Below are 22,817 nucleotides of genomic sequence, written 5' to 3'. Positions count from 1 at the left end.
AATCATCAGAGGAATGCAATTGTTACTAGCGATCGCATTTTCGTCATCGTAATCAGTAGTTGACAAATATGAATCTGTCGTAAATCAGCCAGTATACTCATAAAAAAGGAGGTTAGCTTTTCTCTAACCCAAAATTTAAGTTTGCTTACCAGTGAAAATATCTAACAAAATAAAACTAATTACTTACTAGGCAAAACTTCTATATTTATTCTTTATCAGTGTATTTCCATAACGATCCATTAAGATTTTGGCATCAAATCGGTTTGACAGTTCAGTTAGTTTAACGGGCAGAAGTTGACAATGAGTAAAATCCGTATTGTTTTGATCGAAGATCATGACCTTACCCGTGTTGGTATTCGCACAGCACTACAGCAAAGAGACGAAATTGAAGTACTAGGTGAAGCTGGCAATGCTGTGGAAGGCTTAAAGCTGTTAAAAATCTTACAGCCAGATATTGCGATCGTCGATATTGGTTTACCAGATAAAGATGGAATTGCGCTGACCAGAGAAATTAAAGCGATTGCTACAGGTGAAGATGCAACCAAAGTGTTAATTTTAACCCTTCGAGATAATAAAGAAGCCGTTCTGGCTGCTTTTGCTGCTGGGGCTGACTCTTACTGTATGAAAGATATTAAATTTGATAATTTGCTAGAAGCTGTCAGAGTTACTTACAATGGCAACGCTTGGATTGATCCAGCGATCGCCAGAATTGTGTTACAACAGGCACAAGAAAATTCTCCTAAACCGGAGACTGTTCCCAGCGAAAATAAAAATATCCCCCAAAATCAAGACTCTGGGGAAAGTGAGGAAATAATTGACCCTTATACCCTGACAGAACGCGAGTTAGAAGTGTTACAGTTAATTGTCGAAGGTTGTAGCAATGCTGTTATAGCTGAACGACTTTATATTACAGTTGGGACTGTAAAAACGCATGTCCGTAATATTTTGAATAAGCTATGCGCTGATGACCGTACCCAAGCAGCAGTTAGAGCTTTACGTTCTGGGTTGGTTGGATAAGGTGATTTCAGGGTTGAACAAGCTTGGAAGAAATTGAGGAAGAAGCTAACGTTGAGTAAATTTCTCAGTTCAAACCATGTAACTTCTATGATAAGAGCGATAGCTTTTTGATTTGTTTGTAAGTTGTAACTGGGTGGGATAAAAATTCCATTGTCTCGCCACACAAGTATCGGAAATAAAAGTCAAATATGACTGAGACAGAGGTAGAAAAACTCAAGCTCATGATTGTCGATGATGAGCTAGATAATTTGGATTTACTCTACCGCACTTTTAGGCGAGATTTTCAAGTATTTAAAGCCAATCATGCCCTAAGTGCGCTGGACATATTGGAGAAAGAAGGTGAGATGGCCGTGATCATCTCAGATCAAAGAATGCCAGAAATGAATGGCACCGAATTTCTCAGTCGCACAGTAGAAAGGTTTCCCGATACGATTAGGATTCTTTTAACTGGCTTTACTGATGTGGAAGATTTGGTCGATGCTATCAACTCCGGTCAAGTTTTCAAATACATCACCAAGCCTTGGAATCCTGAACGGCTCAAGTTACTAGTTGAACAAGCTACTGAGACATATCGTTTAGTCAAACAACGCACCCAAGAGTTGCGTCGGGCGCTACGCCGAGAATCTTTGTTTAATGAGGTGACAACAGCAATTCGAGAATCTCTCGATTATGGCAATATGTTGCAGAAAATTGTTGCCACCATCGGACAAACCTTTGATGCTACTTGTTGCTTGCTGATCCCGGTAGAAGGCGATCGCTTAACCAATGATAAATTTTCTTATCAAGATGCCAATTCCTCTATATTAAATTTTGCTTTTGACCATAGTCTGTTTGAGAAAGTTGTCGAAACTCGTCATTATCAACTCAATCAAGAAACCTTTGATGGCAACCCCTGTAACTATCTGGTAGTGCCTCTTACCTATCAGCAGCAACTATTAGCCGTACTTGCACTGTATCAAGTAGGACGTGATGAGCTTTGGCCCGATGAAGATATTAAATTGATTACCGGTGTAGCCGACCAAGCCGCTTTAGCTCTTTTTCAAGCGAAACTTTATCAACGCCTACAAGAAAAACAAGAGCAAATTCACGCCGAATTGGAAGTCGCACGCCAAATTCAACATAATTTGCTCCGCCAAAGCTTACCTGATATCAAAGAGGCAAAACTACAAGCCTGCTGCTATCCGGCGCGAGAAGTAGGAGGCGATTTTTTTGAGGTATTTGTTCACCCCAAAGGCGATTTATGGTTAGCAGTGGGTGATGTTTCCGGGAAAGGTGTACCTGCGGCTTTATTCATGGCTAGTGCAATTTCTGTACTGCGGCGCGAATTATCTCAAGAAACACCAGCCGAACCCCATATCATCGTCCAAAATCTGAATCATGCTTTATGCAATGACTTAATTAGTAACAATTGTTTTATTACTCTCGTATTAGCTTGTTACACACCTAGTACAAAAGAACTAGTATATGCTAATGCTGGACATATCTACCCTCTACTATGGTCTCGCCAAACTGACTCAAACCAGCAACCCAACTATCTCAAAGTCCGTGGCATTCCTTTAGGTATCTTACCTACTTGGAAAGCACAGTCAGGAAGATTGCATCTTTCTACTGGAGATACTTTATTGTTAGCTAGTGATGGGATTACTGAAGCATCAGTATCCAGTGAGTTACTAAAATGCGAACAAACAGATGCTAATCTTTCGCCAAGTAGCCACCCTATGCTGAACCAAGAAGGTCTTTGGCAACTTCTCCAAACAGAGCCACAACCACTTTCTCTGAACCATTTACTAGCTCGCATCCAAGCAAATAATCAAGTTCAAGAAGACGATCAAACTATACTTTCACTAGAGGTTTTATAAGTAATGAAAAGTGAGCTTCATGTACCAAGTGATTTGAATTATTTAAACATCGTCGAAAGCTGGTTGCTGGGATGCTTGAAAGTCAAGCTAGGAGATTCTGTAGATTGGTCTCGGCAATCCAGTCGTTTACGATTGGCTTTGGTAGAAGCCTACTCTAATGTGGTGCGTCACGCCCACAAAGAGCAGCCAAATTTACCAGTATTGCTGCGTTTAGAACTCAAAGACCGAGACATTTCCCTAGAAATTTGGGACTATGGTGAAGGCTACGATATGTCTACTTACCTAGCACCGAATCCCGTAGATAAACAAGAAGGGGGTTATGGGTGGCTGATTATGAATCGGTTAATGGACAAGGTAGAGTACCAATTACAAGTTAATGGCGCTAATTGCTTGAAATTAGAAGCTACAATTCCTGAATTGGTGAAATAAACTAGAATTACTAGATGAATTTAGTTTGACAGATAAACATACTTGTTTAGGAATAAATAGCAAAGAAGGCGAATGTTCTACACATTAATTTGTGCTGGTGCAGCGCCTTATGTTGTTTATTTTTGTGTTAATCAGGCATATAGGAATCCGGTTTGATTTCCGAATTTACTCATGTAGTCAGGGAGTAGGGAATGTTGGTTCGGCTCCGCTCACCAAGCAGGAGTGGGGAGTAAAAAAGAAGCTTTATTTGGGTGTACTGATTTTTTTACAAATCCAATATGAGTCCTATAGGTGATAGGGAGATATTAAGAAGAGTTAAGTAAAATGCTAATTTTTATTAAATTTATTTGATTTATAGGGGCTACTCATCAAATCCTGTAAAGGAAGAGTTACCAAGGGATTAGAGATTAGCGTTTTTGACGCTGCACTGATAAGTCTTGAAAAGAGAACTAAACAAAAAAAACTTCTTTTCTCGCCCCTAGTCTCTAAACTCTATACCCTCTTTTCTGACCGCAACGCTAATAGTTCTTGGGGAGAAGCTAAGAGTTTGATTTTGGTGTAGGTAATTTGTCGTTGTTGGTTCAAGATAAATAGCCAGATGACGTTCACACCACACCAAGAGGTTTGAGCTTTACCTGTTACCTGAACTTGGATGCTGTGATTTTCTATATTATCAATAATTCCTTCGCGGGGATAGGCTTGAATACCTTGGGCTTCTTGTTGTAAATAGGCTGCGATCGCCTCTTTCCCTACAATACCAGATTCAAAAGGCGGATACATCATACCGTCTTCAGCAAACAGTGCTGCTGTTTGCTGAAATTGACCCGCATTGAGACTGGCAAAATAATCTAAGATGCAAGGTTCTGTAATTCCTGCAATTTGAATTCCACCTAGAGATTCAGCAGTTTTCATAAAATTAGTAGTATTAAGACGACTAAAAAGTAAGTATTCAGAACAAAGAATATAGAATTCAGAAGTGGTCACGATTGGATAAATCGCAGTTTGAGACTATGAGAATCTCTATCTAGTCAAGCCCTGATTTATTAATCCTTCTGAATTCTGACTCCTGAATTCTTTCACTCAAAATTAATTTGAATATAAAAGTAAAAATAAAAAAAGCTGCTTTTGAAGTAGATTGTTAACTTGCACTATTCCCAAAGAAAGAACTTGTTCCCAGATAAAAATTTGGGAACAGTGTTTGACAAATCATTGAGGTTGGGAGGATATCACAGATTTAGTCAGTTAAAGGGTCAATACCCATTTCAGCGAATACTTTGCGAAGAACTGACATCACAGTTTATTAGTTAAGTGTGCGGAGAATCTAGTCAGAGGTTTGCAGTATTTTTTGTGGTTTTGCTTCTAACATTTTTATCTTGCATTATTTCTTTACAAACTGCAAATAAAATTTACAAATAGGTAGATTGGTAAATTTTATATGGCAGATTTGACAGTAAAGTGTACAATTAAGCAGCCAAAATTTGAGCAGAGTTTAGCTCAAACACATGAATCAAGATTCTGTAACTAACCAGGCAATCAAAGAAAAAGCTGTAGAGTTAGGCTTCCACAAAGTGGGAATTGCTGCTGTAGAAGGGGTAGATCATACAGAAGTTCAAAGACTGCAAGCATGGATAGCACTGGGTTATCACGCTGATATGAAGTGGATGGATAACCCAAAGCGGCAAGATATTCGTTTAGTGATGTCAGAAGCGAGATCGCTTGTGTGTGTGGCGCTGAATTATTACACTCCGCATCAGCGTCCAGAAGGTGAAGAATATGCAAAAATTTCCCGCTATGGCTGGGGACGAGATTATCACAAGATAATGCACAAGAAACTCAAGCAGCTAAATAGCTGGTTAGAATCTCTGGGTGAAGGTATAAAAGCGAGGTATTATGCAGACACTGGCCCTGTGCAGGATAAAGTATGGGCGCAAACAGCTGGAATTGGCTGGATTGCTAAAAATGGGAATGTGATTACCAGAGAGTATGGCTCTTGGGTATTTTTGGGTGAAATTGTGACCAATTTGGAACTAGAATATGATCGCCCCCATACACAACATTGCGGTAGCTGTACTCGTTGTTTAACAGCTTGTCCCACTGGTGCAATTACCCAACCCTTTGTAGTAGATGCTAATCGCTGCATTGCGTATCATACAATAGAAAATCGGGGGGAAAAATTACCAGAGGCGATCGCATCACATTTGCAAGGCTGGGTGGCGGGTTGTGATATTTGCCAAGATGTTTGTCCTTGGAATCAGCGATTTGCCCAGACAACCGACGTGGCAGATTTTCAACCTTATCCTGGGAATATCGCGCCCAAGCTGATAGAATTAGCAAAAATCTCAGATGAGGAGTGGGATCAACAATTTCCGGCATCAGCGTTGCGGCGGATTAAGCCAGAAATGTTAAGACGGAATGCCCGTGCTAATCTTGACGCATCTAGGCAAAATAATGACTCAGAAAGTAATTGTTTTTGATTTTGATGGCACAATTGCAGATACAGTAGATGCTCTTGTTGGTATTGCCAATCGTTTAGCTACAGAATTTGGCTATAAACAAATCACTCCTGAACAACTCGCTCATTTAAGAAATTTAACTTCTAGAGAAATTATCAAATATTCAGGTGTATCTCTACTTAAAATTCCCTTTCTCCTCAGAAAAGTTAAATCGGAACTCAAGAATAAAATTCACGAATTTCATCCAATTCCCGGAATCAAAGAAGCACTCACAGAATTGCAAAATCATGGTTATAAGTTAGGAATTATCACATCTAACTCTAAAGAAAACGTTACAGCATTCCTCAATAACCACGAATTAGATAACTTATTTGATTTTATTTATTCTGGAGTCACAATTTTTGGCAAAACAACGATCATCAATAATTTATTAAAACAAAAACAACTTTCCACTCAAGCTGTGATTTACGTTGGTGATGAAACCAGAGATATAGAAGCATCCAAAAAAGCTAATATTAAGGTAGTCGCTGTGACTTGGGGATTTAACTCTCCAGAAGTCTTATTAAAGCAAAAACCTGATTTTTTAATTAATCATCCTAGCGAACTCCTAGATGTTATTCAAAATTGTTGTTAACTGTTACTGTTTTATATAGAAAAGTACTGAGTAGAACCCCAGTAATTTAAAGACCTTAAGGAATCAAAACTGTGATTATTTATGAGAATACAGCTATAAATTAAAAATGAAGCATGAAACATAAAGTATAATAATTAATACTTCACACTTCATACTTCATACTTTAGATAACTATTTTTTAGGTTGACCCTTTTCTATAGCTTGTTTGACTAAATCATCACTAACATTAGAAACACCTTCATTATCAGAACGGCCAACTTCCTTCGCTAATCCTAAATAATCATCAGGATTCCCTGTAGGCTGTGCTTCAGTAGTTCTATCTTCGGCTTCGGGAACTTCTAATTTAGGTGCAGTTGCAGCTTGCGCGGCGGCTTCTCCTTCGGGAGTGCGATCTATTTCACTAACGCTAAATTGCTGTGCGGCTGCGTAATCAGCATCAAAATCGACTTTTTGTAATTTCTCGTCACCACTAGCCATGTTTTCTGCTGCTAATTGTGCATCATGGGTAGTAGCTTCATTGGGATTGGGTTTTATTGTATCAGCCATAATTTAACACCTTGTGTAATTTTATTAAATGCTGGGGCGATTGTATCAAGGTGAATTTATGAATTACTGCCATCTAGGGAGAGATTATTACCTCTATTCAAAGATAGAGATAAGTTTTAATTAACAATTAAAAGAAGTCTTTCTCTGGGAGGGAGATTTAAATAATTAAATATTGTTAACTCTTAGTTTGATATGTTAATTTCTCGGTGATAAATTATGACTGCCAGTTACGAAAAAAACTCTTCTCAAGCATTAAGCAATGAAACCCAAAGTGTTGTAGAAGCCTTTAATAAGTTAAATACTGATGCTAAACTAGCATGGTTTTATCTTGTTTATGAAAACATGGGAGACTCTATTACTCCTGCGGCTCCGGCTGCTGCTGAACCTGAATTAGCACCACTTTTATTAAATGATTATTTACAAATTTCTGGTGAAGAACAATTAAATGTAATGCGGGATATAGTTAACCGCAAAGACACAGAATATTCTCGTGCTTATGGTGCATTAAAAGAAAATAATCAATTATTAGTTTGGTATGTTTGGGCAGTAGCAATGGGTGATACAGTAGTTGATTTTCCTGATAATTACGAACCCGGTAACGCAATTAATGATTTGCTGTCTCAAATTCAAAAATTAGATTTTGAAGCACAAATGTCAGTGTTTAGAACCATAGCTGGTGAAATGGGATACAGTGATGTCCAGCCAATTGAAACGCAAGCAGAAACTGGTAAAACTTCCAGTCTGTGAAGAGGCTAGGAATTAGGGGCTAGATAAAAAGAACAATGCGAAATAACGTATAAAGAGGAGGCTAGGGGCTAGGGACTAGAGGTTAGATAAAAAGGCTGTAGTGGCGTAACTTCAAAATCTCAAGATTAATACCTTTCCTAGCCTCTAACCTCTAGCCTCTAAACAGCTACTTGCGTTAAATCGTTGGGTGTTAGGTGGGAGTGTATGACTTCACCATCGCGGAACCAAACGATGCGCTGAGTTTGTCGGGCGACATCGGGTTCGTGAGTTACCATGACTACGGTGATCCCACTGGCGTTTAATTCGGTGAAAATGTCTAACACTTCTTGGGTAGTGCGAGAGTCAAGTGCGCCTGTGGGTTCATCAGCAAGGAGAACAACCGGACGGTTGACAATGGCACGAGCGATCGCTACTCTTTGTTGTTGTCCGCCTGAGAGTTGATTTGGTTTGTTGTTCAGGCGTTTTTCTAAACCAACTCGTATGAGGGCGACAACGGCGCGATCGCGTCTTTCTGTGGGGTTAACATTAGCATAAGCCATTGGCAACATCACATTTTCTAAGGCTGTGAGTTGAGGTAAAAGGTGAAATTGTTGAAAAACAAACCCCAATTTCTTGTTACGGATATGTGCCAAAGCTTTATCATCCATTTGGGCAACATCAACATTATCTAAATAGTAATGTCCGCCTGTAGGACGGTCTAAACAGCCAATAATATTCATGGCTGTGGATTTACCTGAACCGGAAGGCCCCATAATTGAACAATATTCGCCCTCGTTGATCGTCAAATTGACATTGTTCAGTGCTTTAACCTCGGTTTCGCCACTACCGTAGACTTTAAAGATATTTTCTAAACGAATGATTGCCGATTTCGGTACAGGATTAGGAACTAGGGAATCGGTAATTGAAGCAGTTGTCATAAATATTGATTTATTAGGAAATGGGACAAGAAAGACAAAGAAAAATCAAACCTCAGTAGCTTTCAAACTTTTTACCTGTTCGTTCCCTGCCATATCACTCTACAGAGAGAATAGGTTTTATCTAATCATAATGATAAACTTTTTCAATAAATTGCGTAGTTTTGTGACTGACTGATCTAGCTATACTACCGAAGAGTGTTGGTTTGACAGGCTTTTATCCCTGAATTAACCAGCTCAGTTTTCAACTTGACTATTCTAGAAGGTTAAGAGAGACTAACTAATGACAGATGTACCGACTTATTAAAATAATAACTTTTGTAAATTTTCTGAGATATTTATATTGAGAGATGGAACATTAGTTAAAAAATGGCAAGTTTGTGTCTAAGTAACAATGTTCCCCGGACAGGATTCTTAGCATTGTGCTAAGGGGTACAGTCCAAGCTTACTATCGTGGTTGGCCAAAAGCATGGAGACATTAGAATTCATAATTTATCCAGACGGTCGGGTACAAGAGAAAGTCACTGGCATTGTGGGTGCTTCTTGTGCTGAGGTAACAGCGGCAATAGAAGCACAGCTGGGGCAAGTACTTAATCAAGAGCCAACCTCAGAATATTTCGCCAATCAGTTACATCAATCTAATCAGGCGAATACCCAAGCTACTTACAGCGAATGGTAAGTTTTCTAACAGTTTATTTTCGTTGATTTACAACCACCATGTCACACTTTAGCCAAATTAAGACTCAAATCCGTAACCTTGATTCTTTAAAAGATGCGCTAACTGATTTGGGCATCGACTGGAAACCAGGCCCCCGCGAGGTACGTGGCTATCGCGGTCAAACCCATCCTGCGGAAGTCACCATTGAGCAGGAAAATGGCTATGACATCGGCTTTAGATGGAATGGCAAAGAATATGAATTAGTAGCTGACTTGCAATACTGGCAACAAAATCTGTCTGTAGATGGTTTCTTGCGGCAAGTCACCCAACGTTATGCTTACCAAACAGTTGTTAAAGAAACTGCATTGGCTGGCTTTCAAGTTGCTGAACAACAAAAGAACGAAGACGGCTCTATTCGCTTAGTAGTACAACGCTGGAGTGCGTAATGGCTGATTTTCTGCCTCCGCCGGAAGAACAGGAAGATAACCGTTCCGGTTTGGAACCAGAATTAGGGGGTTTTTTGCGGGATAACCCAGAACGTTCTGGTTTAGAACCGGAGTTGGGTGGAGTTTTACGCCAAAAGGGTGTTTATGTTGACGAAATCACCTGTATTGGTTGTAAACACTGCGCTCATGTTGCGCGAAATACTTTTTACATTGAACCAGATTACGGGCGATCGCGCGTAATTCGCCAAGATGGGGACGCGGAAGAAGTCATCCAAGAAGCAATTGACACTTGTCCGGTTGATTGTATCCATTGGGTAGATTACACAGAATTAAGAAAGTTAGAAGATGAGCGCAAATACCAAGTAATTCCTGTTGTTGGTTATCCGGTAGATATGGCAGTTGCCACTTCTGAAAAACGGCGTAAAAAACAAAAACTCAAAACCAAAAAATCCCGTTATTAAAATAAACAAATTAAATAATTACAAAAAAGGGCTGGTTTATCCAGTCCTTTTTTAGTACCTAGGGAGTAGGAGAGCTATATGCTGATTTTTCCTCCTGCCTCAACCGCATAGCGGTAAGTCAAAAGGCAAAAGTCAAAAGGCAAAAATGAAGAATACTTTTGACTTTTGCTTTTTTACTTTTGACTTCTCCGGCAAAGCCGGAGTACCTCCTGCCTCTAGAATGTGTCACGCTGGTAGTACATATTTTCATGCCTTGTTTCCAGTCCCAGCGAGAATGTCTAATCAAGTTTGGTTATCACAGTTGCGAAAAAACAGAGCGATCGCTGTTATCCGTGCGCCCAAAATCGAATTAGGAGAAAAAATGGCGATGGCGGTAGCATCTGGGGGAATGCAGCTAATAGAGATTACTTGGAATAGCGATCGCGCCGCAGAATTGATCGCTAAATTACGGATGAAATTACCAGATTGTCTGATTGGGACAGGTACACTGTTCAACGTGCAGCAGTTACAAGATGCGATCGCGGCTGGGGCGCAATTCTTATTTTCACCCCATATTGATATCGAAATGATTCACTCCGCAGTCGCCAAAGATGTACCAATCATTCCAGGGGCGCTGACTCCTACAGAAATTGTCACAGCTTGGCATCAAGGTGCTAGTTGTGTGAAGGTATTTCCTGTACAAGCAGTAGGCGGAGCTAGTTATATCAAAAGTTTACAGGCTCCCTTGGGTCATATTCCTTTAATTCCCACAGGTGGAGTCACCCTAGAAAATGCTTCCGAATTTATCCAAGCTGGGGCTGTTGCTGTGGGCTTAAGCAGTGAATTGTTTCCGAAACAGTTGGTAGCAGCAGAAAATTGGCAGGCGATCGCTCAATCTGCCAGCAACCTGATGCAGCATTTAGCGTAGCAAAATACACATCTACTGATTTTTTAGGCTACAAAGTAAAAAGGAAAAAATTCTTAAGACTCCCTTGTGAAAGTGCATACATCATGAAAAGTCTGATTAATTCTCACCCAATGCACCACTTAAAAAAAATAGTTATCGGTGCAGCAATATTTTTGAGTGTGATTGGTGTTTGCACAAATACAGTCACAGCCAGTTCCAAAAACGAGACGATTAAACAAAACATCCAAACCTTACAAAAATCAGACCAGCGTTGGATACAAGTCAATCTTGCCACTCAAAGATTAACAGCCTGGGAAGGCGGAAAACCTGTTTACGCAGTTACTATTTCCACAGGCAAACAGTCAACTCCCACACGTACAGGTAGCTTTAAAATTCAGTCTAAACATAAATCAACCCGAATGCGCGGCAGAGATTATGACGTTCCCAACGTCCCTTATGCAATGTTTTACCAAGGTAACTACGGAATTCACGGTGCTTATTGGCATAAAAAATTCGGTACACCTGTAAGTCATGGTTGTATTAATGTCGCACCTAACCATGCTAAATGGTTATTTAATTGGGCATCTATCGGAACACCTGTTGTCATTCACCAGTAACTTGGACTAACGCATAAAGCTAGGGTGTAAGGATTTAGGATATAGAGGTGTATGTATCCCTATATCCTTAAATTTTATACCCTTTTACCCTTATACCTAATCTTGACCGACAATTTTTGTACGTAAATCCTGAATTGTCTAGAGAAAGAAATACAGCATAATTTTAACTATTGACCAATGATCAATAACCAATGACCAAAAAGCAAAAATTCCCCTACTTAGTAGGCTCTAAGTGGACAGCGCAGAAAAAAGTAGACGGTTGGAGACACTTTCAAGTCGTTAACCGCAAAAATCAAGGTAAGTGGGTTTATGCCGAAATGGTTGCTTCCTGTGACCCCAATGTTCGTTTCTGGATTAACGCCAAACTGTTACAAGACCGTTCTCAATGGTTGGCTGGCTGGCAATCATTACAAGAAATGGAAGCAATTTATAGTGGTTCTAATTTTATTGAGAGGTGAGGGGCTAAGGCTTAGAACAATGACCATCTGCGCGGTGTCTAAATCATTTATTTTGTGTTAGTCCGCGTAGGTGAACTTAGTGTTTATAGCCGAGCCAGTGCGTTGGGCGGCTCTGCCGACTTGTAGACGCGCTCTGTGCGGCTTCTCGCAGAGTAGCATCTGGCGTGCGAATTAATTCCATTCTTTAGGGCTAGGTGTTAGCAGAATTGACTGAGCATAATTACTCAAATTTGCAAAAGTTTTAGTCAAAAGCCTAAATTTTATAATTTTTCACAAATGTAGCATCAAGCTTTAAAAATTAGTCTTGAGACAGTCCACTCAACGTCTAAACAAGCCTAATTTATGCTCTAAAAAACTGGTATTGCTACTCATCGTATGAGGTTGGAGAATTTCCTCTTCACTGCCAATCCTGCACTCATCTAAATTAGGCATCAAAATGAGCAAATTTAATCAAAACCTTATCCCAAGGGAGTTTTTATATTTTTGTTTATTGTAACTATTTTTATATAAATAAAAAATAAAAATTTATTAATTTTGCTTTTTAAGCTTATTAAAAACTTTATATCTGATTTATTAACAAAAACAAATAAATTATATTTAATAAGCTTTATAGCTTGATTTTTTGTATTTTTGCCCCCTTTATTTTCTATCTAATTTCGTCAATAATGACACTCAACTACCTCACACATTGCCATCGGCGGCTAGGTGAAGGCCAATGTTTGAGCCAAAAGTTTGACAAAAAACTATAAGAGGCAAATAACAGTGAAACTAGCAGTCTACGGAAAAGGCGGTATTGGCAAGTCAACAACTAGCTGTAACATATCTGTCGCTTTAGCCAAACGGGGCAAAAAAGTGCTGCAAATTGGTTGTGACCCGAAACATGACAGCACCTTTACCCTGACTGGATTTTTGATTCCGACAATTATTGACACTCTCCAGTCCAAAGATTATCACTACGAAGATGTTTGGCCAGAAGATGTCATTTACAAAGGCTATGGCGGTGTTGATTGCGTAGAAGCTGGCGGCCCGCCTGCGGGTGCAGGCTGTGGTGGCTATGTAGTTGGCGAGACCGTAAAATTACTGAAAGAACTCAACGCCTTTGATGAATATGATGTAATTTTATTTGATGTATTGGGTGACGTAGTTTGTGGTGGCTTTGCAGCGCCTTTAAACTATGCAGATTACTGCATGATCGTTACTGATAATGGCTTTGATGCTTTATTTGCAGCGAATCGAATTGCCGCTTCCGTCAGAGAAAAAGCCCGGACTCACCCATTGCGTTTAGCTGGTTTAATTGGTAATCGCACATCCAAGCGTGACTTGATTAATAAATATGTAGAATCAGTCCCCATGCCAGTTCTAGAGGTTTTACCTTTAATTGAAGATATCCGCGTTTCTCGCGTCAAAGGTAAGACATTATTTGAAATGGCGGAGTCAGATCCTTCCCTGAACTACGTTTGCGACTATTACCTCAACATTGCTGACCAAATTTTGGCAAGACCAGAGGGAGTAGTGCCGAACGACGCTCCCGATCGCGAATTGTTCTCTTTGTTGTCTGATTTTTATCTAAATCCGCGTAAACCACAGGTTCCTAATTCAGAAGAGGAATTAGACTTGATGATTGTATAAATCACCAAGTTCTCAGGATGAGGGACAAATATGGCTTTCTTTAGTAGCTTTACAGATTCAATTAGACAAAAGTGGTTGCAGTTCTTCCAGGTTAACCGTGACTGGATTACCTTGCACATGGAAGTCGAGTCAGTGTATACCCCCGATGGCGGCAAGCGACCACCTTCTTACCTCATCCTGGGAGTTGTAAACGCGCTAGAACCAAAACTAGCGCAGTTGATGATGCCCTTTTCCAAACTGAATGCTGATGCTGACACCTTAATTGAAGTGTTGGAACTGCATTTTGACCCAGATATTGCCCTTGGTAATCGCCTGAGTAATCCTCTAGTAGAGCCAGAGACAAATCAAGAAGAGTCAACAGTTGTGCTGCCAGAGGACAATGTTGATGATGAAACCTTAGCAATTTCTCACCTCAACGGTTTTGGTTTAGATGCTAGTGAAGTAAACGACAACGAAACCAACCAAGAATTAAGTGATGTTTCCTTGTCCAATGAACAGAACGGCAAACATGAGCCTCCATCTGCGATGCCTTTGGCAGCGTCTTCGGCGATCGCACCTGAGACTGATGATTTTGGCGATGTTTCCTTTAATAGTGACACCACATCAGCAACCAAACTGGATGAAGAAATTCTCGGCGACTTAAACACACCAGATGAAAACGCTTTTAATGATGTTTTGTCTGATGTTTGGGGTGATGAAACCGGATTGCAAAAGGGTGAAGAAAATAATGATTTTCTAGGGGAAGAATTACCAACTGGTGTTTTTGATGACTCAGAAATTGCCCGTCTCTTCCCCAACAGTTAATAGTTACTGTTTCAGTTGAATTTAGGGATTGCTCACTGTGCTGTACAGAGTAGGGAGTAGGGAGTAAGCAGTAGAGAGTAGGGTATGATCATCCTCTCACTACTGATTCACTCCCCAACTCTTCCTATTGTTGACCCTACATTCATCTGCCTTTAAATTACAAGGGGAGAAAAACCAAAATGACTGTCGCGCAACAACCAGAAGCTTTAAACTTTGAGTGCGAAACTGGGAATTACCACACCTTCTGCCCGATTAGCTGCGTGGCGTGGTTGTACCAAAAGATTGAAGATAGCTTCTTCTTGGTGATTGGGACAAAAACCTGTGGCTATTTTCTCCAAAATGCAATGGGAGTGATGATTTTTGCTGAACCCCGTTATGCAATGGCAGAGTTAGAAGAAGGTGATATTTCAGCACAGTTAAATGACTATGCAGAATTAAAGCGGTTGTGTGAGCAAATAAAACGCGATCGCAATCCCAGTGTAATTGTCTGGATTGGCACTTGCACCACAGAAATTATCAAAATGGACTTGGAAGGGTTAGCACCCAAGTTAGAAAGCGAAATTGGCATTCCCATTGTTGTCGCCCGTGCCAACGGTTTAGATTACGCTTTTACCCAAGGTGAAGACACTGTTTTAGCCGCAATGGCACATCGCTGTCCTAGCCAAGCGCCCGTAACCGAAAATGAGAAAAATGAGCGCAACGCCATTCAAAAGCTACTCCACTTTGGTAAGAAAAAAGAAGATGTAGTTCAAGAAGAATCAGAATACGTAGATCATCCACCTCTAGTTCTTTTCGGCTCCCTTCCTGATCCTGTCGTTACACAGCTAACCCTAGAATTAAAGAAACAAGGCATCAAAGTTTCTGGCTGGTTGCCTGCTAAACGCTTCACAGAACTACCCGTGCTAGAAGAAGGATATTACGTTGCAGGTGTTAACCCCTTCCTCAGTCGCACAGCTACCACCTTAATGCGTCGCCGCAAATGCAAATTAATTGGCGCACCCTTCCCCATCGGCCCTGATGGGACTCGCGCCTGGATAGAAAAAATTTGCTCAGTATTTGGCATCACACCCAAAGGCTTAGAAGAACGAGAAGCACAAATCTGGGCAGGCTTAGAAGACTACGTAAAACTCATTCGGGGCAAATCTGTATTCTTTATGGGCGATAACCTCCTAGAAGTGTCCTTGGCACGGTTTTTAGTGCGTTGTGGAATGACAGTCCATGAAGTTGGCATTCCTTACATGGATAAGCGTTACCAAGCAGCAGAATTGGCAATGTTAGAGAAAGCCTGCCAAGAAATGGGTGTACCTTTACCCAAGATTGTCGAGAAGCCAGATAATTACAACCAAGTGCAGCGCATTTATGAGTTAAAACCCGACTTAGTAATTACTGGAATGGCTCATGCTAACCCATTAGAAGCACGGGGTATTAATACCAAATGGTCTGTAGAGTTTACCTTCGCTCAAATTCATGGTTTTAGCAATGCTCGTGACATCTTAGAGTTAGTCACTCGCCCACTACGCCGTAATAATAATTTGAAAGACTTGGGTTGGGATAAGTTAGTCAGAGAAGAAGCCAAGATTTAAGATTTACTTTGTGAATAAGTTCATACAATTATGATTTTTAAGGCGAACCTTGTTTAGTTCGCCTTTTTTATTTTTATTCGCGCCAAGAGGCAAAAGCTATGACAACAAAACCCATCATTGAAACGCCAAGATTTAGTATGCTGTTGGCAGTAGTTACCTGCAAGACTCCTTGAGTTAATTTCAGGCTTTGTTCGATTCCTCCTAACTGCTCTTCAACAACACCTAAACGTCCATTAAAATTGGTAAGTTCTTTTTTTGTAGCAGCTGCACTAGCAACTGTGGCAACAAGATTTGCTCCTGACACAGCAATATTACCTAAATTTGCTTGTTCAACCCCACCTAAACGTTGATTAACATTAGCAAGTCCATTTCCTGTAAAAGCTGCATTAGCCCCTGTAGTAACAAGATTAGCTCCTGAAAAAATCAGGTTGAGCAAATTATTAGACTTATTAACTTGAGCAGGCTGTCCAGTTATTTCTCTTAACCAAGTAACAACCTGTTTAGTGCCGACTTCTCGAATTACACCGCCAACTCTTTCCAATGTTCCGTTTGCTAAACCTTTAACAACCCAATCAGCAAGCATAAAGGTTACTGTAACTGGTAGACTCACAATTTTCTCCTCATTCTCGACATTCACAATCTCTCTTCAATTAAGTATTCCCAGTTATACCTACTAAAATTGATGACTACACTCAGCGAACAAGTCTAAGCAGGTCAGTGGGGCGTTGCATAAATGCGGTATGAGTTCAGGCGGAATTGCTGTGTATGTTTTCCCGACTTGAGCCAAGTAGCGTGTGTAGATGTTCAAAATCTTTACACCCCTTCTTAGCAGATAACCTTGGTACGTAATTACTATTAGAGTGAAAGCAAATTTTTAACACTCTTACTTAAATAGTTATATTTTTAACATACTTAAGTAGTAATACAGAAAATTTTAAAATTACAATATTTGTTTTCCGAGAAATTGTTTAGACAAAATAAACTACTCATTCAATATTGCTTAAAACCTTTATCTATTCAGCAATAAATATCAAATTAATTATCTATTACATACTTAAATATCTTTGCATAGGTATTCAAAATACTTACTTTATAAAGTTAAAGATTTGAATTACTATCTGGATATTTAATACCAGCTATGTCAAGATAAATTTCTAGCTTCTTCTTCTTATATTCGGAACTTTAGATGATAATTTCACAAGCTAGCTTAAAAAATACTTACGTTAACTTGCTGAACAAATATCCAAATCTAGAATTATTCATTTTAGGATGAATCGAGGTTACTACAGGTTTTCTATCGATTATCAATTCTATCTCTTTTGAAGATGAGCTGCTTTTTAATAAAGAAATCTTGAAGAGAAATATCTTGATATCTGATTAGATTCAACCGTATACCTTTAAGTACGCAGGTAGTTAATGTACAAGCTATAATCACACTCAAACTTGCACTGCTCTGACATCTCAAAATAACAATTGAAAAAACCAGATATTCTAAATATCTTGACTCTCAAATCATCCCAGTAAATACTTCGATTTTTAGTTTTATCAACGTCATCTACCCATATTTAATCTCGCATTTCTTGAACAAAAACAAATCTGTAAATATAATGAATACTCAAAATTTTTCCACACCTAAAACTGTTGTTTCCTTAATCGATTTTGTTTTTCAAAAATATCACGACGAATTGGCTGTCATTGTAGAAGATCAGCAGTTTACTTACGGGGAATTGCAACGACGGACAGAACAGTTATCTCAATATTTAACAGCTCAAGGTTGGCTACAACCAAACAGTTTAGTGGGAATCTGTATTGAACCTTCTTTTGAAATGATCGTTGCAATCTGTGCCATTTTAAAAGCAGGTGCAGCGTTTGTGCCGCTTGATCCTGATTTACCTCGTCAGCGACTCAGCTATATGATTGCTGATGCTAAATTAACCACGATTCTGACACAGCAAAAGTTTGCTTTTGACCTTGAGCCAGCTATGCGGCAGAGTGGTTTGGATGGACAAATGTGTTTTTTAGACACTCCTGCTGTCTGGCAATCTTTCACTACATCCTTTGCGTTAGCACCCGTAGAGTCTGAGCAATTAGCATACATAATTTATACATCCGGATCTACAGGCATACCTAAAGGGGTAATGTTGACCCATCAAGGTTTGCTCAATCTTGCAGAAGCTAGTTGTAGCACTTTTAATATCACCCCTGGCTTACGCTTACTTCAGTTTGCTTCTATCAGTTTTGATGCCGCAGTTTGGGAAATTTTCACAGCATTATCTGGTGGAGCAACTTTGGTGTTAGGTGCAAGAGAGCAAATGCTTCCTGGACAACTCTTAGCAAACTTCATTGCAAAACATCAGGTGCATTGGGTGATGCTATCTCCTTCTGTACTTGCAACACTCACTCCTTTCCGTAATCATTTAACTGATTTACGTATGGTTGTGGTAGGTGGTGAAGTTTGTCCTGTCTCACTTGCTCAAGCTTGGGTATCACCCCAAACTCGCTTTTTCAATGCTTATGGGCCAACGGAAATCACTGTTTGCTGCACAATGTATGAGTTTCAGCAACAGGATATGAATCTGCCTATTGGCTATGCACTGCCAAATGTAGAGCTATATGTTCTTGATGAAGAACTTAAACTTTGTCAGGCTGGTGAAAAGGGTGAACTATATGTAGGTGGAATGGGAGTAGGCAAAGGCTATCTCGACAAACCTGAAATTACAAGTTCTCGTTTTCTGGATAACTCGTTTGGTGTAGGGAAAATTTATAAAACGGGCGATATTGTTTATGAAGATGCCGATCATCCTGGATTAATACACTATGCAGGTAGGTCTGATCATCAGGTGAAAATTCGGGGCAAGCGCATAGAAATAGAAGCTATTGAAATGATACTTGCTCAACATCCAGGAGTACAGACTAATGCAGTTAAACCAATTAAAACTACACGTATAGAAAGTAGTGATGTAGCAGGAAATTATGGCGTATCAATGCTGGTTGCATACGTTGTTCCAAAAGCTGGGCATTTTTTGACAGAAAAGCACTTACAACGTTTTGCTGCCGAGCAATTACCAGATTATATGGTGCCTACACGTTTTGTATTTATGGATGAATTACCTTTGCTACCTAATCGCAGCAAAGTAGACCGAAATGCTTTACCCGAACTGCCTACAGCACCATCTTTTGTCACCGATACGATGGATAGCTCCATCAAAATTGCGGTAGTATTTGACGAAGCTTTAGAGTTACCGACTGGAACTTGCAAACCTCACTCTAATTTCTTTGAGATGGGTGGCAGTTCTCTGTGCATAGCTCATGTTTTATATGGACTTGAACGGGATTTTGGTGTGACTATTCCTTCTCGCTTAATTTATGAATATCCCACACCATCGGATGTAGCAAGATTATTAGAGCAATTTAAACTCAAAAGTGAAACTGTCGCTCATGATAGACACATTGATTTAAAGGCAGAAGCCGTACTTTCGCCAAATTTGAATACATCGATTTGGCAACAACCACCACAAGCTAAATATGACTGTGCATTGATTACAGGTGCAACAGGTTTTCTAGGCGCACACTTGCTGGATGAACTTTTGACAAGAGGTAGCTATAGCAAAATCTATTGCTTGATTAGAGCAGAAAGCCAGGCCATTGCGATTGAAAGACTACGTACAACCTTCATACAATATCAGTTACCAACAGCAAAACTGGAACGGGTAAATATCATTAATGGCGATATCGAACAACCGCAGTTAAAACTGTCAACACAGTTATTTGACCAACTGGGTGAGGAAGTTGATCAAATCTATCATGTAGCTGCTGATACTAATTACATCAAACCTTACTCACTAATCAAAAAACCCAATGTCGATGGAACTGCAAATATTCTGGCGTTAGCAGCACATCGTCGGCATAAAACTCTGCATTACTTATCTACTTTGGCTGTTTATGGCTCAATCACTTCATTGCTGGGTATAAATGATGTTGTAGAAGACCTTGACATTGACCTATGTGAAGGAATTATGTCTGTAGAGTATGGATATGTACGGGCAAAGTGGGTTGCAGAAAGAATGTTACACTCAGCCAAAGAACAAGGATTAGCAGTTTCTATTTACCGTCCTGGTTTTATTTCTGGACACAGACAAACCAAAGTCGCTAACCTGAATGATATGTTTTACCGCTTTGTGAGTGGTTGTATTCAGATGGGTATGTATCCAGATTTTCCTGAAAAGCGTTGGGTTCCAACACCTGTGGACTATGTGGCTGAAGCGATCGCTCATCTTTCACTGGATACAAAATATACTGGTGGTCAGTACAATATCCTTGTCCCTCAAGAAAAAGAATTAAGCCATTTAGAAATATTTGAATACATTCAAGAGTTGGGCTATCCTCTACAAAAGATTTCGCCAAAAAACTGGTTGAATGCACTTTCTACTCTGCCAACCACGAATCCTTTACATCCATTAATTTCTTTCTTCCAAGAGAAAGTTTATCAAGACCGCAGCACTATTTTAGAGGTACACCATCGCACTCCCAACTTTTTGACAGAAAATGTTCTTCAAGCTATCGAGGGTACTAATATTGAATGTCCAACAATAGACAAAAATCTGATTAAACAATACTTACCCAACTTTGATAGACATTTCTTGACTAGACAATTTCAAAATCCAGCAGCCCTCAATTATTAGTAGTTAACTAGATTCCCAATTTTAAATAAAAATTGGGAATCTGAGTCTTATACTTCTACAAGAGAATAGGCTGAATAGAGTATCAAAATTTTTAATTTGTAACTCAGGAAAAAATAGTTAAAAGGTTAACTATTTTTTGTTTATTCACAAAGGTAATAATTATGTTAGCAGTAGATTCAATATCAGGGTATGACTTAAACGAAATGCTCCATGAAGGAGATGATACCATTATTTATCGTGCTAGATCAGTATATGACCAACAACCGATTATTCTCAAAATACTGAAAGCCGATTATCCTTCTATAGATGCGATCGCTCGTTTGAGGCATGAATATAAAATTACTGCGAACCTAGATTTAGCTGGTGTGATTAAAACCTTAAGACTAGAAACTCATAAAAATCGGCTGGCGATCGTATTTGAAGATATTAATGGCTATTCATTAAAACAAATGCTAAGTCAGAGCAAACAAGACTTAAAGAGTTTTATGAGCATTGCCATTCAATTAGCTAAAGCTCTCGTATCTGTACATAGTTGTAATATTATTCATAAAGATATTAAACCTGCCAACATCATCATTAATCCCGAAACTAGAATTGTCAAACTCACTGACTTTAGTATTGCATCACGTTTAGATAAAGAAATCACCCAACTAGCTAATCCCAATCAACTAGAAGGTACTTTGGTTTATATGTCTCCAGAACAAACAGGGAGAATGAACCGTAACCTTGACTATCGCAGCGATTTTTACTCTCTGGGAGTGACTTTTTATGAAATATTGACAGAGCAATTACCTTTTCAAAGTGATGACCCTCTAGAATTAGTTTACTCTCATATTGCCAAAGAACCTATAGATATTGAAACATTAAACCCTGAAATTCCTAGTGCCATCTCCGCCCTAGTTAAGAAATTGATGGCAAAAAATGCAGAAGACCGCTACCAAACAGCTAAAGGACTATTAGCAGACTTAGAAATTTGTCGGGAACAGTTAGAAACAACAAGTAAAATCTATGATTTTACACCTGGTCGCTTAGATGTTTTAAGTCAATTACTAATTCCTCAAAAACTGTATGGTAGAGAAGCTCAAGTGAATTCACTTTTAGATGCTTTTGAGCGTGTTAGCCACGGCAAACGGGAATTGATATTAGTTTCTGGCTATTCAGGAATCGGTAAATCTTCAGTAGTCAATGAAGTCAATAAACCCATCACTCGTGCTAAAGGCTTTTTTATTAGTGGTAAATTCGACCAGTTTCAACGTAATGTTCCCTACGCTTCATTGATTCAGGCTTTTAGTTCATTAATGCAACAATTGCTGACAGAAGATGACAACAAGTTTGAAACATGGCGGCGTAAAATATTAGCAGCGGTGAAGTCCTATGGCAAAGTTATTATTGATGTGATTCCCGAAGTGGAATTAGTGATAGGCAAACAACCAGATGTAACACCACTAAATACAGCAGAATCACAAAATCGGTTCAATCGTGTTTTTACAGATTTTATCCGCGTTTTTGCCACAAAAGATAATCCATTAGTCATATTTTTAGATGACTTACAATGGGCTGATGCTGCTACTCTCAAGTTAATAGAATTGTTAATTACTGACCCAAAAACCAAATATTTATTGTTAATTGGTGCTTATCGCAATAATGAAGTTAGCATTACACATCCTTTAATTCAAGCAATCGAAGAAATTAGTAAAAAGCACAATTTTGTCAATAATATTGTGCTACAAGCTTTATCAATTGATAACTATCAACAATTAATTGCTGATACACTACATGATAATTCAGTAAGAATCAAAGCTCTAGTAGATTTGCTATACAATAAGACGGCGGGAAATCCGTTTTTTTCTAACACAATTATTACTGGTACTACATCAGGAAAAACTATTTGAATTTGATTTTAATCTTGGTTCATGGCAGTGGGATATAGAGAAAATCCAAAGCATTGGCATTATTGATCAACGTATAGTAGAATTAATTGCTAATAGAATTAA

The 22,817-nt window shown here is 39.2% G+C and carries 21 protein-coding genes; 17 read left to right on the top strand and 4 right to left on the bottom strand.

Translation table 11 applies throughout. The features are described 5' to 3' along the window. Positions 1–300 precede the first annotated feature (300 nt). The 3 genes from ACX27_RS20140 (at position 301) to ACX27_RS20130 (ending at position 3,305) form a co-directional block, all read left to right on the top strand. The gene (locus ACX27_RS20140; protein WP_062295160.1) at positions 301–1,017 is read left to right on the top strand and encodes a response regulator transcription factor; all 717 of its coding nucleotides are present in this window, start codon (positions 301–303) and stop codon (positions 1,015–1,017) included. Positions 1,018–1,205: 188 nt separating this feature from the next. After that, positions 1,206–2,876, top strand: a complete 1,671-nt coding sequence (locus tag ACX27_RS20135; protein ID WP_062295159.1) for a SpoIIE family protein phosphatase — start codon at positions 1,206–1,208, stop codon at positions 2,874–2,876. A 3-nt stretch (positions 2,877–2,879) separates the two neighbouring features. Continuing rightward, the gene (locus ACX27_RS20130) at positions 2,880–3,305 is read left to right on the top strand and encodes an ATP-binding protein (protein ID WP_062295158.1); all 426 of its coding nucleotides are present in this window, start codon (positions 2,880–2,882) and stop codon (positions 3,303–3,305) included. A gap of 492 nt (positions 3,306–3,797) precedes the next feature. Here the strand turns inward: ACX27_RS20130 and ACX27_RS20125 are convergent, their stop codons facing one another. Beyond that, the gene (locus tag ACX27_RS20125; RefSeq protein ID WP_062295157.1) at positions 3,798–4,217 is read right to left on the bottom strand and encodes a ketosteroid isomerase family protein; all 420 of its coding nucleotides are present in this window, start codon (positions 4,215–4,217) and stop codon (positions 3,798–3,800) included. A gap of 590 nt (positions 4,218–4,807) precedes the next feature. Here ACX27_RS20125 and queG point away from each other — a divergent pair. Beyond that, entirely contained in the window at positions 4,808–5,779 is a 972-nt protein-coding gene (queG, locus tag ACX27_RS20120; protein WP_062295156.1) for a tRNA epoxyqueuosine(34) reductase QueG, read from the top strand. Next, positions 5,754–6,392 carry an HAD-IA family hydrolase gene (locus ACX27_RS20115; protein ID WP_062295155.1) on the top strand — a complete coding sequence of 213 codons (639 nt, stop codon included), beginning with the start codon at positions 5,754–5,756 and terminating at the stop codon, positions 6,390–6,392. The genes queG and ACX27_RS20115 overlap by 26 nt, the downstream gene beginning before the upstream one ends. Positions 6,393–6,563: 171 nt before the next feature. Here ACX27_RS20115 and ACX27_RS20110 read toward each other — a convergent pair whose 3' ends face one another. Then, positions 6,564–6,938: a hypothetical protein gene (locus tag ACX27_RS20110; protein ID WP_062295154.1), complete on the bottom strand. Its 375-nt coding sequence runs from the start codon at positions 6,936–6,938 to the stop codon at positions 6,564–6,566. Positions 6,939–7,154: 216 nt separating this feature from the next. Here ACX27_RS20110 and ACX27_RS20105 point away from each other — a divergent pair, with 216 nt between their 5' ends. After that, a complete protein-coding gene (locus ACX27_RS20105) occupies positions 7,155–7,685 on the top strand; it encodes an orange carotenoid protein N-terminal domain-containing protein (protein ID WP_062295153.1) in 531 nt (176 codons plus the stop codon). Positions 7,686–7,843: 158 nt separating this feature from the next. Here the strand turns inward: ACX27_RS20105 and ACX27_RS20100 are convergent, their stop codons facing one another. Further along, positions 7,844–8,602, bottom strand: coding sequence for an ABC transporter ATP-binding protein (locus tag ACX27_RS20100; protein WP_062295152.1), 759 nt, complete (start codon positions 8,600–8,602; stop codon positions 7,844–7,846). Between the two features lie 466 nt (positions 8,603–9,068). Between ACX27_RS20100 and ACX27_RS20095 the strand changes: the two genes are divergently transcribed. From ACX27_RS20095 to ACX27_RS20055, 9 genes are all read left to right on the top strand, one after another. Next, positions 9,069–9,278, top strand: coding sequence for a DUF2997 domain-containing protein (locus ACX27_RS20095; RefSeq protein WP_062295151.1), 210 nt, complete (start codon positions 9,069–9,071; stop codon positions 9,276–9,278). Positions 9,279–9,316: 38 nt separating this feature from the next. After that, positions 9,317–9,703 (top strand): DUF1257 domain-containing protein, encoded by a 387-nt coding sequence (locus ACX27_RS20090; protein ID WP_062295150.1) that lies wholly within the window; start codon positions 9,317–9,319, stop codon positions 9,701–9,703. Continuing rightward, on the top strand, positions 9,703–10,164 hold the full coding sequence (locus tag ACX27_RS20085; RefSeq protein WP_062295149.1) for a ferredoxin: 462 nt from the start codon (positions 9,703–9,705) through the stop codon (positions 10,162–10,164). Before ACX27_RS20090 ends, ACX27_RS20085 begins: the two co-directional genes overlap by 1 nt. Positions 10,165–10,438: 274 nt before the next feature. After that, on the top strand, positions 10,439–11,071 hold the full coding sequence (locus tag ACX27_RS20080; protein WP_062298447.1) for a bifunctional 4-hydroxy-2-oxoglutarate aldolase/2-dehydro-3-deoxy-phosphogluconate aldolase: 633 nt from the start codon (positions 10,439–10,441) through the stop codon (positions 11,069–11,071). 83 nt (positions 11,072–11,154) lie between these two features. Next, positions 11,155–11,667 carry a L,D-transpeptidase gene (locus ACX27_RS20075; RefSeq protein WP_062295148.1) on the top strand — a complete coding sequence of 171 codons (513 nt, stop codon included), beginning with the start codon at positions 11,155–11,157 and terminating at the stop codon, positions 11,665–11,667. Between the two features lie 191 nt (positions 11,668–11,858). Beyond that, positions 11,859–12,125, top strand: coding sequence for a TIGR02450 family Trp-rich protein (locus tag ACX27_RS20070; RefSeq protein WP_062295147.1), 267 nt, complete (start codon positions 11,859–11,861; stop codon positions 12,123–12,125). Positions 12,126–12,887: 762 nt separating this feature from the next. After that, positions 12,888–13,754: a ferredoxin:protochlorophyllide reductase (ATP-dependent) iron-sulfur ATP-binding protein gene (gene bchL, locus ACX27_RS20065; protein WP_062295146.1), complete on the top strand. Its 867-nt coding sequence runs from the start codon at positions 12,888–12,890 to the stop codon at positions 13,752–13,754. A gap of 30 nt (positions 13,755–13,784) precedes the next feature. Then, entirely contained in the window at positions 13,785–14,558 is a 774-nt protein-coding gene (locus ACX27_RS20060; RefSeq protein WP_062295145.1) for a DUF5331 domain-containing protein, read from the top strand. 179 nt (positions 14,559–14,737) lie between these two features. Then, on the top strand, positions 14,738–16,141 hold the full coding sequence (locus tag ACX27_RS20055) for a ferredoxin:protochlorophyllide reductase (ATP-dependent) subunit N (RefSeq protein ID WP_062295144.1): 1,404 nt from the start codon (positions 14,738–14,740) through the stop codon (positions 16,139–16,141). A gap of 73 nt (positions 16,142–16,214) precedes the next feature. Here ACX27_RS20055 and ACX27_RS20050 read toward each other — a convergent pair whose 3' ends face one another. Beyond that, on the bottom strand, positions 16,215–16,751 hold the full coding sequence (locus ACX27_RS20050; protein WP_200929827.1) for a hypothetical protein: 537 nt from the start codon (positions 16,749–16,751) through the stop codon (positions 16,215–16,217). A 997-nt stretch (positions 16,752–17,748) separates the two neighbouring features. On the opposite strand from ACX27_RS20050, the gene ACX27_RS20045 reads away from it, so the two are divergent. Beyond that, positions 17,749–20,823, top strand: a complete 3,075-nt coding sequence (locus ACX27_RS20045) for a non-ribosomal peptide synthetase (protein ID WP_062295143.1) — start codon at positions 17,749–17,751, stop codon at positions 20,821–20,823. 161 nt (positions 20,824–20,984) lie between these two features. Then, positions 20,985–22,715, top strand: a complete 1,731-nt coding sequence (locus ACX27_RS35445) for an ATP-binding protein (RefSeq protein ID WP_335337725.1) — start codon at positions 20,985–20,987, stop codon at positions 22,713–22,715. Positions 22,716–22,817: the final 102 nt, after the last annotated feature.

This window comes from Nostoc piscinale CENA21 (assembly GCF_001298445.1).
GTDB lineage: Bacteria > Cyanobacteriota > Cyanobacteriia > Cyanobacteriales > Nostocaceae > Nostoc_B > Nostoc_B piscinale_A.
This window is presented reverse-complemented; position numbering and strand designations above follow the sequence as displayed.